The organism is Streptomyces sp. NRRL F-6492 (assembly GCF_001280125.1).
Classification (GTDB): domain Bacteria; phylum Actinomycetota; class Actinomycetes; order Streptomycetales; family Streptomycetaceae; genus Streptomyces.
In genome coordinates this window covers 198,488-217,511 of record NZ_LGEG01000001.1, presented here as the reverse complement: position 1 = coordinate 217,511, position 19,024 = coordinate 198,488, and the positions used below count along the sequence as shown (strand labels likewise).

At 71.2% G+C, this 19,024-nt stretch carries 18 protein-coding genes and 2 tRNA genes; 5 read left to right on the top strand and 15 right to left on the bottom strand.

What is annotated here, in order from left to right; genetic code table 11:
* Positions 1 to 27 precede the first annotated feature (27 nt).
* Positions 28 to 2,070: a Stk1 family PASTA domain-containing Ser/Thr kinase gene (gene pknB / locus ADL08_RS00910; protein WP_053640043.1), complete on the top strand. Its 2,043-nt coding sequence runs from the start codon at positions 28 to 30 to the stop codon at positions 2,068 to 2,070.
* Positions 2,071 to 2,149: 79 nt separating this feature from the next.
* On the opposite strand, the gene ADL08_RS00905 is transcribed toward pknB, so the two are convergent.
* The 5 genes from ADL08_RS00905 to ADL08_RS00890 all read right to left on the bottom strand — a co-directional run bounded on the left by ADL08_RS00905 (position 2,150) and on the right by ADL08_RS00890 (position 5,938).
* Positions 2,150 to 2,827 carry a class E sortase gene (locus ADL08_RS00905; protein WP_053640042.1) on the bottom strand — a complete coding sequence of 226 codons (678 nt, stop codon included), beginning with the start codon at positions 2,825 to 2,827 and terminating at the stop codon, positions 2,150 to 2,152.
* A gap of 37 nt (positions 2,828 to 2,864) precedes the next feature.
* Entirely contained in the window at positions 2,865 to 4,223 is a 1,359-nt protein-coding gene (locus ADL08_RS00900) for a class E sortase (RefSeq protein WP_053640041.1), read from the bottom strand.
* Positions 4,220 to 4,858, bottom strand: coding sequence for an aminodeoxychorismate/anthranilate synthase component II (locus ADL08_RS00895; RefSeq protein WP_053640040.1), 639 nt, complete (start codon positions 4,856 to 4,858; stop codon positions 4,220 to 4,222). Before ADL08_RS00895 ends, ADL08_RS00900 begins: the two co-directional genes overlap by 4 nt.
* A complete protein-coding gene (locus ADL08_RS36290; protein ID WP_107091943.1) occupies positions 4,855 to 5,016 on the bottom strand; it encodes a hypothetical protein in 162 nt (53 codons plus the stop codon). Before ADL08_RS36290 ends, ADL08_RS00895 begins: the two co-directional genes overlap by 4 nt.
* Before the next feature lie 154 nt (positions 5,017 to 5,170).
* Positions 5,171 to 5,938, bottom strand: a complete 768-nt coding sequence (locus tag ADL08_RS00890) for a DUF881 domain-containing protein (protein WP_053640039.1) — start codon at positions 5,936 to 5,938, stop codon at positions 5,171 to 5,173.
* Positions 5,939 to 6,078: 140 nt separating this feature from the next.
* Here ADL08_RS00890 and crgA point away from each other — a divergent pair, with 140 nt between their 5' ends.
* Positions 6,079 to 6,333 carry a cell division protein CrgA gene (crgA, locus tag ADL08_RS00885; protein ID WP_030321260.1) on the top strand — a complete coding sequence of 85 codons (255 nt, stop codon included), beginning with the start codon at positions 6,079 to 6,081 and terminating at the stop codon, positions 6,331 to 6,333.
* Positions 6,334 to 6,648: 315 nt separating this feature from the next.
* On the opposite strand, the gene ADL08_RS00880 is transcribed toward crgA, so the two are convergent.
* The gene (locus ADL08_RS00880; RefSeq protein WP_053640038.1) at positions 6,649 to 7,512 is read right to left on the bottom strand and encodes a rhomboid family intramembrane serine protease; all 864 of its coding nucleotides are present in this window, start codon (positions 7,510 to 7,512) and stop codon (positions 6,649 to 6,651) included.
* Positions 7,513 to 7,534: 22 nt separating this feature from the next.
* Positions 7,535 to 8,062: a peptidylprolyl isomerase gene (locus tag ADL08_RS00875; RefSeq protein WP_053640037.1), complete on the bottom strand. Its 528-nt coding sequence runs from the start codon at positions 8,060 to 8,062 to the stop codon at positions 7,535 to 7,537.
* A gap of 172 nt (positions 8,063 to 8,234) precedes the next feature.
* Here ADL08_RS00875 and ADL08_RS00870 point away from each other — a divergent pair, with 172 nt between their 5' ends.
* On the top strand, positions 8,235 to 8,969 hold the full coding sequence (locus ADL08_RS00870; RefSeq protein ID WP_053640036.1) for a DUF5324 family protein: 735 nt from the start codon (positions 8,235 to 8,237) through the stop codon (positions 8,967 to 8,969).
* Positions 8,970 to 9,347: 378 nt separating this feature from the next.
* Here ADL08_RS00870 and ADL08_RS00865 read toward each other — a convergent pair whose 3' ends face one another.
* From ADL08_RS00865 to ADL08_RS00855, 3 genes are all read right to left on the bottom strand, one after another.
* Positions 9,348 to 9,725, bottom strand: a complete 378-nt coding sequence (locus tag ADL08_RS00865) for a DUF6344 domain-containing protein (RefSeq protein ID WP_053640035.1) — start codon at positions 9,723 to 9,725, stop codon at positions 9,348 to 9,350.
* Positions 9,726 to 9,870: 145 nt separating this feature from the next.
* Positions 9,871 to 11,046, bottom strand: a complete 1,176-nt coding sequence (locus ADL08_RS00860; RefSeq protein WP_159042954.1) for an MFS transporter — start codon at positions 11,044 to 11,046, stop codon at positions 9,871 to 9,873.
* 484 nt (positions 11,047 to 11,530) lie between these two features.
* A tRNA-Ala gene (locus ADL08_RS00855) sits at positions 11,531 to 11,603 on the bottom strand.
* A 129-nt stretch (positions 11,604 to 11,732) separates the two neighbouring features.
* Here ADL08_RS00855 and ADL08_RS00850 point away from each other — a divergent pair.
* Positions 11,733 to 12,281, top strand: a complete 549-nt coding sequence (locus ADL08_RS00850) for a helix-turn-helix domain-containing protein (RefSeq protein ID WP_053640034.1) — start codon at positions 11,733 to 11,735, stop codon at positions 12,279 to 12,281.
* A gap of 61 nt (positions 12,282 to 12,342) precedes the next feature.
* Complete coding sequence (locus tag ADL08_RS00845; RefSeq protein WP_053640033.1) at positions 12,343 to 13,761, top strand: serine/threonine-protein kinase; 1,419 nt, start codon at positions 12,343 to 12,345, stop codon at positions 13,759 to 13,761.
* 4 nt (positions 13,762 to 13,765) lie between these two features.
* On the opposite strand, the gene ADL08_RS00840 is transcribed toward ADL08_RS00845, so the two are convergent.
* From ADL08_RS00840 to gyrA, 5 genes are all read right to left on the bottom strand, one after another.
* On the bottom strand, positions 13,766 to 15,067 hold the full coding sequence (locus ADL08_RS00840) for a hypothetical protein (protein WP_078967886.1): 1,302 nt from the start codon (positions 15,065 to 15,067) through the stop codon (positions 13,766 to 13,768).
* A gap of 158 nt (positions 15,068 to 15,225) precedes the next feature.
* Entirely contained in the window at positions 15,226 to 15,360 is a 135-nt protein-coding gene (locus ADL08_RS34955) for a DLW-39 family protein (RefSeq protein WP_003958712.1), read from the bottom strand.
* 169 nt (positions 15,361 to 15,529) lie between these two features.
* Positions 15,530 to 15,603 (bottom strand) — tRNA-Ile (locus ADL08_RS00835).
* 110 nt (positions 15,604 to 15,713) lie between these two features.
* On the bottom strand, positions 15,714 to 16,277 hold the full coding sequence (locus ADL08_RS00830) for a DUF3566 domain-containing protein (RefSeq protein WP_053640032.1): 564 nt from the start codon (positions 16,275 to 16,277) through the stop codon (positions 15,714 to 15,716).
* Positions 16,278 to 16,386: 109 nt separating this feature from the next.
* Positions 16,387 to 19,002 (bottom strand): DNA gyrase subunit A, encoded by a 2,616-nt coding sequence (gene gyrA, locus ADL08_RS00825; RefSeq protein WP_053640031.1) that lies wholly within the window; start codon positions 19,000 to 19,002, stop codon positions 16,387 to 16,389.
* Between the last annotated feature and the right edge of the window lie 22 nt (positions 19,003 to 19,024).

The window sequence follows — 19,024 nt, the reverse complement described above, 5'->3', positions numbered from 1 at the left end:
GGACAGACGGAGAGGGCTGGATTAGCTATGGAAGAGCCGCGTCGCCTCGGCGGCCGGTACGAGCTGGGCTCGGTGCTCGGCCGTGGTGGCATGGCCGAGGTGTACATCGCCCAGGACACCCGGCTCGGCCGCACCGTCGCCGTGAAGACGCTGCGGGCCGACCTGGCCCGTGACCCGTCCTTCCAGGCCCGGTTCCGCCGTGAGGCACAGTCCGCCGCCTCGCTGAACCACCCGGCGATCGTCGCGGTCTACGACACCGGCGAGGACTACGTCGACGGGGTCTCCATCCCGTACATCGTGATGGAGTACGTCGACGGCTCGACCCTGCGTGAGCTGCTGCACTCGGGGCGCAAGCTGCTGCCCGAGCGCACCCTCGAAATGACGGTCGGCATCCTCCAGGCGCTGGAGTACTCGCACCGCGCCGGCATCGTGCACCGCGACATCAAGCCGGCGAACGTCATGCTGACGCGCACCGGCCAGGTCAAGGTCATGGACTTCGGCATCGCGCGCGCCATGGGCGACGCGGGCATGACCATGACGCAGACCGCCGCGGTGATCGGCACGGCCCAGTACCTCTCCCCGGAGCAGGCCAAGGGCGAGCAGGTCGACGCCCGCTCCGACCTGTACTCCACCGGCTGCCTGCTGTACGAGCTGCTCACCGTCCGTCCCCCGTTCATCGGCGACTCCCCGGTCGCGGTCGCGTACCAGCACGTCCGCGAGGAGCCGCAGCCGCCGAGCAACTTCGACCCCGAGATCACGCCCGAGATGGACGCCATCGTCCTCAAGGCGCTGGTCAAGGACCCCGACTACCGCTACCAGTCCGCCGACGAGATGCGCGCGGACATCGAGGCCTGCCTCGACGGCCAGCCGGTCGCGGCGGCGGCCGCGATGGGCATGGCGGCGGCGCCCGCGTACGGCGGGGGCTACGGCGGCTACCCGCCGGAGGACCAGCCGACCACGGCCCTGCGCCAGGCCGACCCCGGCGGCCAGACCGCCATGCTCCCCCCGATCAACCCGAACGACGGCGGCTACGGCTACGACGACCGTCCGGACCGCCGTCGCGGCGGCGGTCAGAAGAAGTCGAACACCTCGACGATCCTGCTGGCCCTCGCCGGCGTCCTGGTGCTCATCGGCGCGATCTTCATCGGCGTCTCGCTCTTCGACAAGAAGGACGGCCCGGATCCGGTCACGGTCCCGCAGCTGGTCGGCGAGAAGCTGGACGTCGCGACGAAGCACGCAGCCAACGTGAAGCTGAAGGTCCAGCAGGCGGGCACCGAGCGCTGCGAGCAGCCCACCGGCGCCATCTGCCGCCAGGAGCCGGTCGCGGACAACGTCGCGAAGCTGGCGCCCGAGAGCACGATCAAGGTGTACGTCTCCGAGGGCGCGCCGCTCGTGGAGGTCCCGGACGTCCAGGAGCAGTCCCAGGAGCGGGCCACGAAGTCCCTGGAGGACAAGGGCTTCAAGGTCAAGGTCGAGGAGGAGGAGGCCGACGCGAACCCGGGCTCGGTCCTGCGCCAGAACCCGGACGGCGGCACCAAGGCGGAGAAGAACACCGAGGTGACGATCACCATCGCGAAGAAGAAGCTGAGCACGGTTCCCCCCGTGGTCGGCAACCAGCTCGCGCAGGCCGAGCAGCAGCTGAAGGCGCTGGGCTTCGTGGTGGTCACCGAGGAAGCGGACTCCGAGAAGCCGAAGGGCGAGGTCCTGGAGCAGACTCCGGAGGGCAACTCCTCGGTCGCGGGAGGCTCCGAGGTCAGGCTCAAGGTCTCCAAGGGCCCGCAGCAGACCCAGGTCGTGATCCCCGACGGCCTCGCGAACCGTCCCTTCAAGGACGTCAAGGCGCAGCTCGAGGCCATGGGCCTGGCGGTCGTCCAGAAGGGTTCGGACAAGGAGGACGCGATGGTCGTCGCCACGAATCCGGGCGCGAACACCCCCGTCAACACGGGCTCCTCGGTGGACGTCTTCACCATGGGCGGCGGTCTTCCCGGCAACTCCGGTGACAACAACAACGGGGACAACAACGGCGGCAACAACGGCGGCGACAACGGCGGCTTCGGCCTGTTCGACTGATCGCCCGCCCCGTACGACGGGAGAGCCCCGGCATCCAGGACGGATGCCGGGGCTCTCCCGTGTGTCGCGGCCCGGAGGCTCAGCGCAGCTCCGCCGGGGGCGTCCGGTCGCGGTCGACCCGCTCCGTGCGCTCCAGCTCGCCCCAGACGATGTAGCGGTAGTCCGAGGTGTACATGGGCGTGCAGGTGGTGAGCGTGATGTACCGGCCCGGCCCGGTCTTGCCGGACTCCTTCGGGACGGGCTGGAGGACGTCCACGTTGTACTTCGTGGTCTCGGGCAGGGCCTTGTAGACCTTGTAGACGTACCAGGTGTCCTTGGACTCGAAGACGATCGCGTCCCCGGTCTTCAACTTGTGGATGTTGTGGAACTTCGCGCCGTGCCCGTCCCGGTGCGCGGCCAGCGTGAAGTTGCCCTGCTTCTCCTGCGGGAGCGCGGCCTTGATCGGGTCGGTGTAGTAGCCGGCCACGCCGTTGTTGAGGACGTCGGGGTCGGTGCCCCGCTTCACCAGGACCTCGCCGTCGCCCATCGCCGGCACGTGCAGGAAGCCGATGCCGTCCCGGGTGTCGAGCGCGCCCGGGGCGTCGTCGGCCCAGTGGTCGCGGACCTGGGCGCCGTCCTGGTCGGCGGCGCGGTCGGCGAGGACGTTGGTCCACCACAGCGAGTAGAGGACGAAGAGACCGAGCACCAGGCCGGCTGTGATGAGGAGTTCGCCGAGGACACTGATGATCCCGGCGATCCGGTTGCGCGCTCGTGCCACTAGGTCGTCCCGTCGTCCCGTCCGGAGGTGTGGGGTCTCAGCCTACGAGCGCTTCGGGCTTCCCCTTGCTGCGCGGGCGTTCCTCCAGGAGCCTGCCCCACACGATCATGCGGTACGTGCTGGTGAATTCGGGCGTGCAGGTGGTGAGCGTGATGTACCGGCCGGGCTCGGTGAAGCCCGACCCCTTCGGGACGGGGTCGATCACGGACACGTTGGAGGGCGAGGTCTGCGGCAGGATGCTCGCCATCTCGTACGTGTAGTACGCGTTCCGGGTCTCGACGACGATCGGGTCGCCGGGCTGCAGCCGGTTGATGTACCGGAAGGGCTCGCCGTGCGTGTTGCGGTGGCCCGCCACCGCGAAGTTGCCCTGCTTGTCGGAGGGCATGGCCGTCTTGAGGCTGCCCTCGGCGTAGTGGCCGGCCATGCCCTTGTCGAGGACCTTGGTCTTGTCGATGCCCTCGGCGATGGGGACGACGACGTCCAGCTTGGGGATGTACATGATGGCGAAGCCCTCGCCGGGCTCGAAGACGTCCGGCTCGTCCTTGTCCACGCCCTTGGCCCAGGTGTCCTCGATCCGCTCCTTGGCCTGGTTCGTCTCCTGGCCGGCGAGGACGTTCGTCCACCACAGCTGGTAGGTGACGAAGAGCAGCATGACGACGCCGAGGGTGATGAAGAGCTCGCCGACGACCCGGCTGGCGACGACGCCGACGCTGTCCTTGGCCTCGCGGGCGGCCCGCCGGGCCTCCACCCGGGAGAGGGGAGCGGCCGGTTTCGCCGCGGCGGCGGGTGGAGCGCCCCGGCGGCCCTTGCCCCGGCCGCCCTTGGCGGCACGGCGGCGCTCGGCCCGCCCGGGTCCGGGGGCCCGCTCGGGTCCGGGGGCCTGCTCGGCGTCCGTCCCCGAAGGCCCCGGGGGGCCCTCGACGACCGGCAGGGCCGCCGTCTCGTCCGGCCGGGGGTTCGGGGCCTCCTCGGTGCCGTACGGCCCGTAGGAGGGCTCGTAGGGGCTCTCGGGAGGCCCGGTCCGGTGGTCGGAGGACTGCCCGTGCGGGTACGGCTGAGCCGGCGCGTAGGAATTGTCCGGTACGTACGGATCGGCCTGCGCGTACGGCTCGTCGGGCGCGTAGGTCTCCGCAGGGGCGTACGCCTCCGGGGACGCGTACGGGTCGACGGGCGCCGCGTACGGACCGGCCGCGGGCGCGTACGGGTCCGCGGCGGACGCGTACGGATCGGCGGGGGCGTACGGATCGGCGGGGGCGTACGGATCGGCCGGCGCGTACGGTTCCGTCCCCGGTGCGTACCCGTTCCCGTTCCCGTTCCCGGGCGCGTGCCCGTCCCCCGGTATCGGCTCCTGCCCCGGCTCGTGCGTATCCCGGAACCACGGCGAGCCCGCCGTCACGCGACGGCCTTGCCCACCACCGGCGCGAGCCCTGCCGACCGGCCGACCGCCCCCTTGTCCCCGCACTCCTCCAGCCAGTTGGCGAGCATCAGGTGTCCGTGCTCGGTGAGGACGGACTCGGGGTGGAACTGCACCCCCTCGACCGGGAGTTCGCGGTGCCGCAGGCCCATGATGATGCCGTCCTCGGTCCGCGCGGTGACTTCGAGCTCGGCAGGCAGGGCGGCGGGCTCGGCGGCCAGCGAGTGGTAGCGGGTGGCGGTGAACGGCGACGGCAGACCGGCGAAGACGCCCCGGCCGCCGTGCGTGACGGGCGAGGTCTTGCCGTGCAGCAGCTCGGGCGCGCGGTCGACGACGCCGCCGTACGCCACGGCCATCGACTGCATGCCGAGGCAGACGCCGAAGACGGGCACGCCGGTCTCCGCGCAGTGCCGGACCATGTCGACGCAGATCCCGGCCTGCTCGGGCGTGCCGGGACCGGGCGACAGGAGGACGCCGTCGAAGCCGTCCTGGGCGTGGCTCAGCTCGACCTCGTCGTTGCGCAGGACCTCGCACTCGGCGCCGAGCTGGTAGAGGTACTGAACGAGGTTGAAGACGAAGCTGTCGTAGTTGTCGACGACGAGAATCCGCGCGCTCACTGGCCGTCCACCGTCACATCGTTGAACGGAAGCAGCGGCTCCGCCCAGGGGAACACGTACTGGAAGAGGACGTAGACGATCGCGAGGGACAGCACGATCGAGATCAGCGCCCGTACCCACGCGTTGCCCGGCAGATGCCGCCAGATCCAGCCGTACATGACGTCGACCGCCCCTTCCGTTCGTTACGGGGACCAGAGTACGGGGCGAGGGGGCCGGGAGGGGGCAGCTGTCCAAAGCCTGTGGACGACGGGCGGCGACCCGGGACCGTCGTCCACAGTCCGTGGACGGGGCCGGGGCCGGGGCGGGATCCGGTCAGCCCACCGGCTTCGCCTGGTGGAGGTCCACCGTGCCCGAGTAGCCGGGAAGGGACACCGACCGGTGCTCGTCGACCTTCCAGCCGAGCCCGTACGCCTTGACGTAGAGCTGGTAGTTCCGGATGGCCGGGGAGTCGGCCAGCGCCCTGCCCAGCCGGCCCCGGTCGCCCACGGCGGTGATCTTGTAGGGCGGTGAGTAGACGCGGCCCTGGAGGATCAGGGTGTTGCCGACGCAGCGCACGGCGCTGGTGGAGATGAGCCGCTGGTCCATGACCCGGATGCCCTCGGCACCGCCCTGCCAGAGGGCGTTGACGACGGCCTGGAGGTCCTGCTGGTGGATGACCAGGTCGTTGGCCTGCGGTTCGGGGTAGCCGGGGGCGGCCCGGGCGTTCGGCGGGGCGTCGTCGAGGGTGACGGTGAGGCCGGATCCGGAGATCTCGGTGGTGCCGGCCGCCGCCTCCAGCGCTTCGAGCTTCTCGTCCTCCGCGCGCGTGGAGCCGTCGTCGCGAGCGGCGAGGGAGTCCACCTGGGAGCGGAGGGCGGCGGCGGACTCGTCGAGTCCGGCGTTCTTGTGGCTGCGTTCCTCGATGAGGTCGGAGAGCCTGAGGAGGGAGGCGTCCGTGCGGAGGTTGGTGCCCCTGGCGGTGTTGAAGCTCGTGACGAAGATCAGTCCGGCGAGGGCGAAAACGGCGAGGGTGAGCAGCCGGACGGGGCGCCACCTCGCGGTGCGGCCCGGCCCTTCGGGAGTACCGGCGGAATTGCTCAACGTACCCTGATCCCCTTCGGTGCCGCGGAACCACTACGCTAACGGACGCCCGGGGGACGCAGACGTCCTCCTTCGTCACATCCCGGCGCCAGCCACAGTTCCCTGCGCGGTCACGCAGCGCATCGACAGGAGAGTCCCTCGTGCCGAAGTCACGGATCCGCAAGAAGGCCGACTTCACGCCTCCGCCCGCCAAGCAGGCCACCAGCATCAAGCTGACCAATCGCAGCTGGGTGGCGCCGGTGATGCTGGCCCTGTTCGCCATCGGTCTGGTGTGGATCGTGGTCTTCTACGTCACCGACGGCTCGATGCCGATCGAGTCGATCAGGAACTGGAACATCGTGGTGGGCTTCGGCTTCATCGCGGCCGGTTTCGGCGTCTCCACGCAGTGGAAGTAGCGGTGGTCCGGCCGCCCGCGAGGGCGGCCTAGCGTCCGTACCGGGCGCCCGTCAAGCTCTCCCCTGAGTTTATCCACAGCGTTGTGCACAGCACTGGATAACTTACGAAGATCTGTGGATAACTCACACGGCGTTGACGCCGGTGCGATCGCGTCCGCCTTCGGCACGCCCTGACGCGCCCCTCACCTTCCTGGAAAAACCCCAGGTCACAGGTGAGGGGCGCGTTCTTTTCCCACGGAGCGGGAAGGTTCCGCCACACACTGTGGATAACTCTGGGGAAAGCTCGCCCGGAAGCTCATCCACAGCCCTGTGTGCTCAGGCGAGCGCGGTCGAACGGAAGAGCACGATCCCCAGGTCGAGCAGGAAAACCAGTCCACAGGCTGTGTACTGCACCAGGTTCCGGCGGGCCCGGGGCGCGTGCACCAGCGCGTACGTCACCAGGGCGCCGCCGACCAGACCGCCGATGTGGGCCTCCCAGGAGATCCCCGGACGGGTGAAGGTCAGCAGCAGGGACAGCGCCACGAAGAGGACGACCGGTCGCATGTCGTGCCGTCGGCGGCGGGCGAGCACGACCCAGGCGCCGATCAGTCCGAAGACGATCCCGGAGGCGCCGAGCGAGAGCTGGTTCTGCGGGGAGAGCAGATAGGCGAGCGCCGATCCGGAGAGACCGGAGAGCAGGACCAGGACCGTGTACCGGATCCGGCCCAGCTCAGGTTCGACGATCCCGCCGATCACCCAGAGTCCCAGCATGTTGAAGAGGAAGTGCGGGATCTCCTGGTGGAGGAAGGCGGAGGTGAGCAGCCGGTACCACTCGCCGTCCGCGACCCCGACCAGCTCGCCGGTCGGGAGGAAGGCGTACCCGATGAGCCCCAGGTCGTCGACGAGCCGGTCGCCCACCACCTGGACGGCGATGAAGAGCGCCAGGTTGATCGCGATGAGGATCTTGGTGACGAAACGTTCGTCCGTGGCGATCCGGCCGCCCGCGAGCGTCCGGGGCCGGTTGGCGTCGGGGGCGTGCCCGGTCCCCGAGCCGCCGCGCACGCAGTCGGGGCACTGGAATCCGACGGAGGCGGAGATCATGCACCGCGGACAGATGGGCCTGTCGCAGCGGGCGCAGCGGATGCCGGTCTCGGTCTCCGGGTGGCGGTGGCAGCGCGGCAGTCCGGGCTGAGAGTCCATGGGAGGTCCCGTCCCTTCCGGCTCAGCGCTTCTCGATCACCACGGACTCGATGACCACGTCCCGGAGCGGACGCTCGGTGTGCGGATCGGTCGCGGTCTCCGCGATCGCGTCCACGACCTTGCGGCTCTCCTTGTCCACGACCTCGCCGAAGATCGTGTGCTTGCGGTTGAGCCAGGTCGCGGGGGCGACGGTGACGAAGAACTGCGAGCCGTTGGTCCCGGGGCCGGCGTTGGCCATGGCGAGGAGGTAGGGCCGGTCGAAGAAGAGCTCCGGGTGGAACTCGTCGGCGAAGGAGTAGCCGGGGTCGCCGGTGCCGTCGCCCAGCGGGTCACCGCCCTGGATCATGAAGTCCTTGATGACCCGGTGGAAGACCGTCCCGTCGTAGAGCGGGTCCTCGGAGACCGCGCCGGTGGCGGGGTGGGTCCATTCGCGCGCGCCGGTCGCGAGGTCGGTGAAGTTTCGGACCGTCTTCGGCGCGTGGAACGGCATCAGCCGCACCTCGATGTCGCCCAGGCTCGTCTTGAGGATCGCGTACAGCTGCTCGGCCACGGTCGCCTTCCGTCCACGTCGGGTCGCGTCAGGCCACGCCTGACTCTGCGGTGAACGATCCTCGCATGCCCCGGATGCCCGCCCCGCATGCCGGACCTGGCTCCGACGGGCATGATTCCGGAGAGGATGGAAAGGCGAAAACCTGACATCGCCACCGAGGAGGAGGAATCCCGTGACCCGCATGGACAGCGTGCGCGCCGCCACAGGTTCGGCGAAGGAGAGTGTTCTGCACGCCGCCGACGCGGTGGCACCCTACGCCGAGACGGCCAGGGACCAAGCCACGCACTACGCGCACGAGGCGCGGGAGATCATCGCGCCCAAGCTCTCCAAGGCCGCCAAGCAGGCCCGTACGCAGGCTCGTACCCAGTACGACGCGTACGTCGCACCGCGGGTACCGCCGCGGGTCGACGCGGCCGCACACCGTGCGGCGGTCAAGACCCGCCGGGCCGCCCGTCAGGCAGCCGACTACACCGCTCCGCGCGTCGAGAGCGCGGTCGCCGCCACCGGGCCCGCCCTTGAGGAGGCCGGTGCGCGTTCCACGGCCGCCTGGGCCGCGCTGCGCGGTCAGGTGACGCCGAAGGACATCCAGAAGATCGTGAGGAAGCACGAGCGCCGGGCCCGGACCGGGCGCCTCGCCAAGGGACTCGTCGTCCTCGGCGTGGTGGCCGGCGGCGTGTTCGCCGCCTGGAAGTGGTGGGACAAGCAGTCCAATCCCGACTGGCTGGTCGAGCCGCCCGCCGCCACCGAGGTGGACGAGGAGGTCACCGTGCTGACGTCCGTCGACGGCAGTGGGGCCGTCCTCGATCCCGAGGTGGAGGCCAAGGAGAACGAAACCCTGGCCGAGGCCGTGGAGCTGGACGTCAAGGAGGCCAAGGAGGAGGCCGAACGACGCGACGAGGGCCGCTGACCGGGCGGGATTCCCCCATGGGCCCCTGCCGGCTCCTGCCGTACGGTGCGGGTGCCTGCGGGGTCCTGCCGTACGGGGCCGAGCCCTGACGGGTCCTGATGGATAGCGCCGGGTCCTACTGGATTCCGCCGCCGGACAGTGCCGGTTCCTACTGCTGAGTCGTGCCGCCGGACAGTGCCGGTTCCTACTGCTGAGTCGTGCCGCCGGACAGTGCCGGGTCCTACCGGGCCCTGTCGTCCAGGGCCGGGTTCCACCGGTTCCCGCCGGACGGTCCGGGCGGTGCCGGGTCCTGTCGGGCGGTGGCGGAACGCCGTGAGCGTCGGCGTCGAGTCGTCACGGGTGGGGTGCGGGGAGTGCACGTCGTGGTCTCCCCGCGCCCTACGCCGCCGAGGCGAGCGCCAGCTCCGTCAGCGCGGCCGGGTCGCTCTCGGGCGCGGCGGACGCGGACGACCGCTGGCGCGCCGCCGGGGAGGAACCGTGGGCCTCGGCGGCGATGCGCTGCTTGATGGTGGGCGGCAGGGAGCGGTCCCCGGCGAGCGGCCACCGGTGCGCCCGCTGTGCCGGTACGGAGGCGGACGCGCGCTCCCCGGCGGCGGCGGAGGTGGTCACGGCGGCGGGAGCGGCCGGCTCCTCGGGCTGCTGCACGGCGGGCTGCTGGGCCGCGGCGGCGGTGCCCGTCAGGCCGACGGAGGCGAGCAGGGCGAAGAGGACGGAGATGAAGGCGGCCCAGAACTGCTTGACCTTGGCGGTGGCCATGATCCCTCACTTTCGTGATGTTCTCGGATGGTTCATTTCGGGTTGCGCGCTTTACATACCTTCCTCATGATGTGGCTGCGCTCCGGAATGACACGGAGCGACGCCGCCCGTGCGCAGTTCTTCGGATGAACACCACTCGTACGGATCAGCGGGCGGCTTCCGCCCACCGCACGGCGGGCCCGGTCGCCGCTCCCGCGACCAGGAAGACCCCGCCCAGGAGCAGCCACCCGGGCACGCCCCACCCGATGAGCAGCGTGGCGACGAGCAGCGGCCCGAGGGTGCGGGCGACGGGGACTCCGGTGCCGTAGAAGCCCTGGTACTGGCCGATCCGGTCGGCGGGCGCCAGCGCGAAGCCGATCTGCCACGAGCCCGCGGAGTGCCGCATCTCGGCGAGGACCTGGAGCACGGCCCCGAGGACGAGCACCGCCACCGCGACCCCCGCCGACGCCTCCGACAGCGCTCCCGGAAGGGCTCCCGACAACCCGAAGACCGCGCACGCGGCGCACATGACCGCCCCCGACCACCGCACCGCCCGCGCGGCCGTGGCGAGGTCCGTCACGGAGCGGGCGGCGCGGACCTGGAAGAGCGTCACGACGCCCGTGTTGAGGACGAAGAGCGCCGACACGGTCCAGCCGGGCGCCGCCGTCCGCTCCACGATCCACAGCGGCAGGGCGAGGCTGAGGAGCGGCATCCGCAGCAGCATCAGGGCGTTGAGGAGGGCGAGGAGCGCGTACGGTCGGTCCCGCAGCACCGCGAGCCCCGGCCCGCCGCCCGGCGGCCCCGGGGCGGGCGCCACCGCGGGCAGCCGGCCCAGGACGAGCGCGCAGCCCAGGAACGCGACGGCGTCCAGCGCGAACACGGCGAGGTACGCGCTCCGCGTCCCGGCGTGCAGCGCGAGCCCGCCGAGCGCGGCTCCCACGGCGAGTCCGCCGTTGAGGGTGGCCTGGAGCCGGGCGAGCACCCGCGTCCGCGCGGCCGGCCCGACGAGCCCGGCGAGCAGGGCCTGGCGGGCCGCGGCGAGCCCGCTCTGCGCCGTGGCGTACGCGACGGCCGCGCAGAGGAACGGCACGAAGGACCGCAGGACGAGGAAGCTCCCGACGGACACGGCGGTGGCCAGGGCGAGCAGGACGGCGGTCCCGCGCGGCCCCCGCCGGTCGGCCAGGTGCCCCAGCGGCACCCCGGCGAGCGACCCGACGGCCCAGGCGACCGCGAGTCCGGCCCCGATCTGCGGCGCGGAGAGTCCGACGATCCGCGTGAAGTAGAGCGCCGAGGAGACGTAGAAGGCCCCGTCCCCGACCGCGTTGACGAACTGCGCGACCACCAGCGCGCGGGGCGCACGCCCGCCGCCCTCCCCTCCGCGCCTCCCGGCCCCCTCCTCGCGCGCGTGCCCACCGTTCCCGAACTCGCACGGACCGGGCTCGCACGGACCGGGCTCGCACGGACCGGGCTCGCACGGACCGGGCTCGTACGGACCGGATTCGCGCGGCCCGGCCCCGGGCGGACCGGGCTCGCACGGACCGGGCTCGCACGGACCGGGCTCGTACGGACCGGATTCGCGCGGCCCGGCCCCGGGCGGACCGGGCTCGTACGGCCCGGCCCCGTACGTCCGCCCCCGCGCGTTCGACTCGTTCGCCATGGACACGACGCTAGGACCGAATGGCCCGCCCTCCCTGGTCCATTGACGCCCACCGTGCCTGGGCCACTTGGGCTCTTGATCACCCAGCGCCACGGCCCCGGATCCCGGAAGAAACGCGAAAGACCCCCCTGAACCCGCGCTTCCGCAGGTCAGGGGGGTCCGTCCGGAGTGGAGCCTAGGGGAGTCGAACCCCTGACATCTGCCATGCAAAGACAGCGCTCTACCAACTGAGCTAAGGCCCCGGAACGAGGACAGCGTACCGGGTCACCCCCCATGTCCGGCAAAAGGATTGGGACTCCCGGTCCGCGACCACGCTCCGTAAGATGCTGACCGAGGTTCGCAGTGGCGAACCGCAGGGATGGGGAGAAGTGATGGACGCAGCGCAGCAGGAAGCCACGGCCAGAGCCAGAGAGCTTCAGCGCAGTTGGTACGGGGAGCCGCTGGGGGCGCTCTTCCGTCGGCTGATCGACGATCTCGGGCTCAATCAGGCCAGGCTCGCGGCCGTGCTCGGACTCTCCGCGCCCATGCTGTCCCAGCTGATGAGCGGCCAGCGGGCGAAGATCGGCAACCCGGCCGTCGTCCAGCGCGTCCAGGCCCTCCAGGAGCTCGCCGTGCAGGTCGCCGACGGCAGCGTCAGCGCCGCCGAGGCCACGGACCGGATGGACGAGGTCAAGAAGTCGCAGGGCGGCTCGGTCCTCACCGGCTCGGGCCAGACCGGCACCGGCTCCGGCGCCCCGACCGTGCGCCGGGTGGTCCGCGAGATCCAGTCCCTGCTGCGCTCCGTCTCGGCCGCGGGCGACATCATCGACGCCGCCGACTCGCTCGCCCCGGCCCACCCGGAACTGGCAGAGTTCCTCCGGGTGTACGGCGCCGGGCGCACCGCGGAGGCGGTCGCCCACTACGAGTCGCACCAGAACTGAGGGGTCCGGCGGCCGGCCGGGCCCGCGGAGAGTCGACGCGACGGGGAGCGGGCGCAGCACGATGGGTGAGGTCTTCGCCGGACGGTACGAGCTGATCGACCCGATCGGACGGGGCGGGGCGGGCGCGGTGTGGCGGGCCTGGGACCACCGGCGCCGCCGCTACGTGGCGGCCAAGGTGCTCCTGCAGAGCGACGCCCACACCCTGCTCCGCTTCGTCCGCGAGCAGGCGCTGCGCATCGACCACCCGCACGTCCTGGCCCCGGCCAGCTGGGCTGCCGACGACGACAAGGTCCTCTTCACCATGGACCTGATGGCCGGCGGCTCCCTGGCCCACGTCATCGGGGACTACGGCCCGCTGCCGCCCCGCTTCGTCTGCGTCCTCCTCGACCAGCTGCTCTCGGGGCTCGCCACGGTGCACGCGGAGGGGGTCGTCCACCGGGACATCAAGCCGGCCAACATCCTCCTCGACGTCACCGGGACCGGGCGGCCGCACCTGCGGCTGTCCGACTTCGGCATCTCCATGCGCAAGGGCGAACCCCGGCTCACCGAGACCGACCACGTCGTGGGAACGCCCGGTCACTTCGCGCCCGAGCAGCTCCTCGGCGCCGAACCGGACTTCACCGCCGACCTGTTCGCCGTCGGCCTGGTCGCGCTCTATCTGCTCCAGGGCCGCAAGCCGGACTCGCGGGCCCTGGTCGAGCACTTCCTCACGTACGGCACCCCGAGCGCCCCCGAGGGCGTCCCGGAGCCCCTGTGGCAGGTGCTCGCGGGGCTGCTCCAGCCCGATCCGCAGGTCCGCTTCCGGACGGCCACGGGAGCGCGCAAGGCGCTGAGCGCCGCCGTCGAGATGCTGCCCGAGCCGGCCGCCGACGAGGAGCCGGTCGAGATCTTCGACCAACTCGGCCCCCTGCCGCCCGGCTTCGGACCCGAAGGCCCCGAAAACCCCGTAGGCCCTGAAGGCCCCAGGAGCCCCGCGAGCCCCAAGAGCCCCGGGAACTCCACAAGTCCCGCAGGCCCCACGAGCTCCACGGCCCGCCCCGCACAGGACCATCAGGGCGCCCGGAACCCCTCCACTGCCCCCGCCCAAGCCACGGCCACCGACCCCGGGCGCCCCCTCCCCCCGCCCGTACCGGCTCAGGAGCGGCCCGCCGGGCCCGTGCACCCCGTACCGCCGCCACAGCCGCCCCCGCAGCCGGCCGTCGCTCCGGCGGCCCCGCCGCCCCGGCCCTCCGAGACGGGCAGCTTCCACCTCCCCCCGCCGGTCGCGTACCCGGCGTCGCCGTACGGACAGGCCCCTCCGCACCCGTACACCGCTCCTCCCGTCCAGGCCCCCGGCCCCTACGGGTACCCGCAGCCGGTGACGGCCCCCGCGCCCGTCCCCGTGCGCCGGCCGGGACCGCCCCCGAAGGTCGCGGTCCCGGTGCTCCTGTTCGCGCTCGTCTCCCTCGCGGTCGGCCTCTGGGCCCTCACTCAGGTCTGAGGAGTCACGCCGCCCGTCGGCGCGCCACCAGCGTCCACGCGCCGAGGCCGAGCAGCAGCACCGTCCCGGTGCCGATCCCGGCCGTGGCGACCAGCCGCATGGAGTCGCCGCGCGCCGCCTCCTCGGCCGCCTGCGCGCCGCTGGACCCCTTCTCGGCCGACCTCTTGTCGTCGGGGGTCACGGCGAACGGGCCGGGGTCCGCGTCGTACCCGGGGCCGGCCTTCGCCGCGTTCAGCACGTTCACCCGCAGCGTCAGCGGCACCGGCCCGTCGCCGTACTCCTCGGCGATCTCCGGGCTGAGCGTGGCGGACAGGTAGTACCAGCCGGCGAACCGCATCCCGCTCGTGGACTCGGTGTACGAGGTGCGGTTCTCGTGCGCCACCGGCCGCTGCGGGCCGAGCGCCAGCGTCGCCTGCTTCCCGCCGTAGCCGACGGTCTCCGCGTCGACGTGGCCGAGCGCCGGATTCTCCAGGGAGAGCACCAGGGCGTTGGAGACGTGGTCGTCGCCCTCGGCGCTGCTGCCCAGTTCGGCGGTGGCGAAGAGCTGCTGCCCCCAGTCGAGGGGGACCCGGTAGAAGAGGGTCTGCCCCGGCCGGATGTCGGCCCGCCACTCGCCCTGCGTGAGCGAGGCCGCGTCGTAGACCCCCGAGCCGCCCTGCCGGGGCTCGGGTTCGCCCGTCAGGGGCGCGGGCGTGGCGGACGGCCAGGCCTCCGGAAGCTCGGTCGGCCCCGCCTTCTTCAGGAGCGGTTCGGCCAGGTGCCGGATCTCGACGTCCCAGTCGGACTGGTCGGAGCCCGCCTTCGTGGTGCGCTCGACGAGCACGTAGTAGTTGCCCGGCTGCTGGCAGCTCGAACTGTCCGGGTTCACCGTGCGGCGGGCGTACGCGGCGAGGGGGCGGGTGTACCGGGCCGAGGAGAAGCCCATCTGCTGGTAGCCGCACTCGGTGCCGGAGTTGTCCTGGATGCTGACCTTGAAGCCGTCGCCGTAGTCGACCTTGCCGCCGGGCCCGGGGACGGCGACCACGGAGACGTAGGTGTTCCGCTTTCCGTCGAGGACGACCCGGTAGTAGACCTTGCCGTTCTTCCGGAGCGTGTCGCGGTAGGTCCGCCCGGTCTCCAGCGGCTGCGCGTCCGAGCTGGAGGCGGCCCCCCGGACCCGCTGGGCGGTGGCGTCGAAGGTGTACGGAGGGAGCGCCTCGCCGCCTGCGGCCCGGGCCTGGGCGGGCGTCCCCGCCACCGTTCCCACCGCCGCGGCGGCCGCGATCAGGGCCCCCGCCCTCCTGCCGATGCCGATCCGCTTCTTCACGCGCTCCCCCTCGTCGCTTCCGCTTCGCCCGAGCGAGCAACATATTCGCCCGGGCAAACCACCGACAGGGCCCGGTGAGATCCGAACGGCCCCGGAACGGAGCGAAGCCCCGGTCCGCACAAGTGCGGCCGGGGCTTCACCCACAGACGGTGTTCGTCTCAGACACCCGAACCTGCGGGCACGGAGTCGGTCGCCTCCGTCCACAGATCCTGCTCGGCGCGATCCGCCTGGATCTGGCGGTACACGAGGAGCCCGCCGATGGCGGCCAGTGCGACCAGGAGAAGCTTCTTCACCGCGCGACCTCGTCTTTCGTTGACGTAGGAGACTTCTGACGCCCACTCTACACATCGACCGATACCGATCGGTGACCTGTGCGAGTTTCAAACCCACGACGTCCCCGATTCACTCCGGGGCAAAGAGAATCGGCCCGGACGGTTCAACCGTCCGGGCCGATCTGAAATGTGGGGCTAACAGGATTTGAACCTGTGGCCTCATCCTTATCAGGGATGCGCTCTAACCAACTGAGCTATAGCCCCGCCGCGCTTTGCGGTGTGTGTCCCGCGCGCTGACTCCTGAAGATTAGCGCACGTGGGGGCCAGTCCCAAAATCCGTTGTCCGGACCGGCCCCGCGCGTCCCGCCCGGCCTCTACTCGTCCTCGGCCAGCGTCAGCTCGACGCCGCCCACGAAACCGGCCGACAGGTTGTAGATGAACGCGCCGAGCGTCGCCAGGGCGGTCATCAGGACCACGTCGATCACGGCGATCACCGAGGTGAACATCAGCACCCGCGGCAGCGAGAGGAACGACTGCAGGTCGAAGCCGTTGGACTCGTTCGAGCCCGTGGCCTCGCTGATCGTCCCGCCGACCGTCGAGAAGACGCCCATGGCGTCCATGACCATCCACAGCACCGCGGCGGCCACGACCGTGCAGATGCCGAGGGCGATGGAGAGCAGGAAGCTCACCTTCATCACCGACCACGGGTCGGCCTTCGCCACCCGCAGCCGGGCCTTGCGCGTCCGGGGCGTCGTGCGCGCGCCCGTACGGGGCCGTCGCACGGCCCCGGTCTGGCCGCCCGACGTGCCGCCCGTCGTCGGGGCGCCGTACGCCTGCGGCGGGTGGTAAGGCCCGCTCGCCTGCCCGCCCGCGCGCTCGCCGGGCAGCGGCCCGTTGTAGCTCTCGTACGAGGGCTGCTGCCCCCGAGTGTCCGTCACCGCAACCCCCTGGGAGTCCGTGGCGGAACCACGGGCGCCGCTCGCGCCGGCACCTGCAGAAGAAGCTCCGGCGGCCGCAGATCCGGCGCCCGTGGCTCCACTCACGCTCTTACTCCTCGTGCTCCCCGGCCGAGGGCTCCGTGCCCCCGGCTGTCCCGACCTCGACCACCGCGGCCTCGGTCACCTCGACACCGCCCTCGACCTCGTCGGCGTCGTCGATCTCGTCGTCGGTGTCGCCCGCCTCGGCGTTCCGCGCGATGCCGACGACGGCGTCGCGCTTGCCCAGGTTGATCAGCTGGACGCCCATGGTGTCACGGCCGGTCTCCCTGACTTCGTTGACTCGCGTACGAATCACACCGCCGGACAGCGTGATGGCGAGGATCTCATCCGTCTCCTCGACCACCAGCGCGCCCACGAGCGAGCCGCGGTCCTCCACGATCTTGGCGGCCTTGATGCCGAGGCCGCCACGGCCCTGGACGCGGTACTCGTCGACGGGGGTGCGCTTCGCGTACCCGCCGTCGGTCGCGGTGAAGACGAACGTACCCGTCCGGACGACATTCATCGAGAGCAGTTCGTCGTCCTCGCGGAAACTCATGCCCTTGACACCCGAAGTGGCGCGTCCCATCGGACGCAACGCGTCGTCCGTGGCGGTGAAGCGGATCGACTGCGCCTTCTTGCTGATGAGCAGCAGGTCGTCCTCGGCCGAGACCAGCTCGGCGCCGATCAGCTCGTCGTCGCCGCCGTTCTCCAGCTCGCGCAGGTTGATGGCGATGACGCCGCCGGAGCGGGGCGAGTCGTAGTCCTTCAGCGCGGTCTTCTTCACCAGGCCGGCCTTGGTGGCGAGCACCAGGTACGGCGCGGCCTCGTAGTCGCGGATCGCCAGGATCCGGGCGATCTGCTCATCCGGCTGGAAGGCGAGGAGGTTGGCCACGTGCTGGCCGCGGGCGTCCCGGCCGGCGTCCGGCAGCTCGTACGCCTTGACCCGGTAGACCCGGCCCTTGTTGGTGAAGAAGAGCAGCCAGTGGTGGGTGGTGGAGACGAAGAAGTGGTCGACGATGTCGTCCTGCTTCAGCTTCGTGCCCCGCACGCCCTTGCCGCCGCGCTTCTGCGAGCGGTAGTCCTCGGTCTTCGTCCGCTTCACGTAGCCACCGCGCGTGATGGTGACGACGATGTCCTCCTCGGCGATCAGGTCCTCGATGGACATGTCGCCGTCGAAGGGCACGAGCTTGGAGCGGCGGTCGTCGCCGAAGCGCTCGACGAGCGCGGCCAGCTCCTCGCTGACGATCGTCCGCTGCCTCTCGGGCGAGGCCAGGATCGCGTTGTACTCGTTGATCTTCGCCTGGAGCTCGTCGTGCTCGGCGACGATCTTCTGCCGCTCCAGGGCGGCGAGCCGGCGGAGCTGCATCTCCAGGATCGCGTTGGCCTGGATCTCGTCGATGCTCAGCAGGTCCATCAGGCCCGTGCGGGCGACCTCGACCGTGTCGCTGCGCCGGATCAGCGCGATGACCTCGTCGATCGAGTCGAGGGCCTTGAGCAGACCGCGCAGGATGTGGGCGCGCTCCTCGGCCTTGCGCAGCCGGAAGCGGGTCCGGCGGACGATGACCTCGATCTGGTGCGTCACCCAGTGGCGGATGAACGCGTCGAGCGAGAGGGTGCGCGGCACGCCGTCGACGAGCGCCAGCATGTTGGCGCCGAAGTTCGACTGGAGGTCGGTGTGCTTGTAGAGGTTGTTCAGGACGACCTTGGCGACGGCGTCGCGCTTGAGCACGATCACCAGGCGCTGGCCGGTCCGGGACGAGGTCTCGTCGCGGACGTCGGCGATGCCGCCGATCTTGCCGTCCTTCACCAGGTCGGCGATCTTCTGCGCGAGGTTGTCCGGGTTGGTCTGGTACGGCAGCTCCGTGACCACCAGGCACTGGCGGTTCTGGATCTCCTCGACCTCGACGACCGCGCGCATCGTGATGGAGCCGCGACCGGTGCGGTACGCCTCCTCGATGCCCTTGCGGCCGACGACGAGCGCGCCGGTGGGGAAGTCCGGTCCCTTGATCCGCTCGATGAGCGCGTCGAGCAGCTCCTCGTGCGAGGCCTCCGGGTGGGCCAGGTACCACTGGGCGCCCTCGGCGACCTCGCGCAGGTTGTGCGGCGGGATGTTGGTCGCCATGCCGACCGCGATGCCGGCCGAGCCGTTGACGAGCAGGTTCGGGAACCGGGCCGGCAGGACCGTCGGCTCCTGGTTGCGCCCGTCGTAGTTGTCCGTGAAGTCGACGGTCTCCTCGTCGATGTCCCGGACCATCTCCATCGACAGCGGCGCCAGCTTGCACTCGGTGTAGCGCATGGCGGCGGCCGGGTCGTTGCCCGGGGAGCCGAAGTTGCCGTTGGAGTCGACGAGCGGCAGCCGCATCGACCAGGGCTGGGCGAGGCGGACGAGCGCGTCGTAGATCGAGGAGTCGCCGTGCGGGTGGTACGTACCCATGACGTCACCGACGACGCGGGCGCACTTGTAGAAGCCCTTCTCCGGCCGGTAGCCGCCGTCGTACATCGCGTACAGCACGCGGCGGTGGACGGGCTTGAGGCCGTCCCGCACGTCGGGCAGCGCGCGGGACACGATGACGGACATCGCGTAGTCGAGGTACGAGCGCTGCATCTCGGTCTCGAGCCCGACGGGCTCGATCCGCAGCACGGGCTCCTGCTCTTCGGTGGTACCGGAGGTGTTTTCGTCGGCCATTGCTGGTCGTCAGTCCTTTCGT